This is a genomic window from Aquincola agrisoli (assembly GCF_036621135.1).
Classification (GTDB): Bacteria; Pseudomonadota; Gammaproteobacteria; order Burkholderiales; family Burkholderiaceae_C; genus Aquincola; species Aquincola agrisoli.
On sequence record NZ_JAZIBG010000029.1, the window covers coordinates 1 to 1,316 of the forward strand.

The 1,316-nt window shown below is 65.9% G+C and carries 1 protein-coding gene and 1 other annotated feature; the gene reads right to left on the reverse strand.

Going from position 1 to position 1,316, the window contains the following annotated elements; translation table 11 throughout:
- Positions 1-39 precede the first annotated feature (39 nt).
- Positions 40-1,265 (reverse strand): IS3 family transposase gene (locus tag V4F39_RS15630; protein WP_332290597.1). Its coding sequence is split into 2 segments (ribosomal slippage): positions 40-980 and positions 980-1,265, totalling 1,227 coding nucleotides; the frame shifts between segments, so codons are not numbered across the junction.
- Positions 874-990: a sequence feature (AL1L pseudoknot), on the reverse strand. It overlaps the preceding gene by 117 nt.
- Positions 1,266-1,316: the final 51 nt, after the last annotated feature.

The following is a 1,316-nucleotide window of genomic DNA, read 5'->3' on the forward strand; positions in this document are numbered from 1 at the left end:
TGAAGCGCCCCGGAGTTCGCGGAGGCCAGTTGCTTTGAGTCAGACGTTGATCGCGGCCTGACCAGCGCGGTTGGAATGGTATCGGTCCTCGAACTCGGCCGGAGGCCTGTAGCCCAGGGGCTCCATCAGTCGATGGTTGTTGAACCAGGCGACCCATTCGAGCGTCTTCAGCTCGACCGCCTGCTTTGTCTTCCACGGACCGCACCGGTGAATCACCTCGGCCTTGTAGAGCCCGTTGATCGTCTCGGCTAGCGCGTTGTCGTAGCTGTCGCCCCGGCTGCCCACGGACGGCTCGATCCCAGCCTCAGCCAAGCGCTCGCTGTAGCGAATCGACAGATATTGCGACCCCCTGTCGGAGTGGCAGATGAGTCCGTCCTCCTCGGTCGGTCGCCGGGCATACAACGCCTGCTCCAGCGCGTCGAGAACGAACTCCGTGTGCATCGAGCTGCTCTGGCGCCAGCCGACGATCCTGCGGCTGAACACGTCGATGACGAAGGCCACGTAGACCCAGCCCTGCCACGTCGAGACGTAGGTGAAGTCGGTCACCCACAGCTGGTTCGGCCGGTCGGCCTTGAACTGCCGATTCACACGGTCCAGCGGACACGGCGCCTTCGGGTCGGGCACCGTCGTGCGCTGCCGCTTACCTCGGCAAACACCTTGCAGGCCGTGCTGGCGCATCAGACGCTCCACGGTGCAGCGCGCGATGCCGACGCCTTCTCGGCGCAGTTGGTGCCAGACCTTGTCGGCGCCGTAGACCCCGAAGTTCGCCTGCCAGACGCGACGAATCTGCGGGGCCAGCTCGGCGTCACGCCGGCTGCGTCGGCACATCAGCGCCGGGTTGCGCTGACACGCCGCGTGGCGCCAGTACGCCGACGGGGCGATCTGCAGCACGCGGCAGATCGACTCGACCCCGAACTCCTGGCGATGCCGGTCGACGAACGCCTTCAGGACTTGATGCGGCGGTCGAGCTCCGCCTGGGCGAAAAACGCGCTGGCCAGCTTCAGGATCTCGTTGGCCTTGCGCAGCTCGCGGTTCTCGCGCTCCAGGTCCTTGATCCGCTGTGCGTCCGCCGTCGTCAGCCCATCGCGCAGGCCGTGGTCGCGCTCGTGCTGCTTGAGCCAGTTGTCCAGCGTCTGCGCCGTGCAGCCGATCTTGCCAGCGATGGACTCGATGGCCGCCCACTGCGACGGGTGGTCGTCCCGATGCTCCAGCACCATGCGCACCGCGCGTTCACGGACCTCGGGGGAATACTTCGAACTTCTCATCTTGGCTCCATCATCTCAAACGAGGGAGCCTCCTGGAAATCCGGGGCGCTT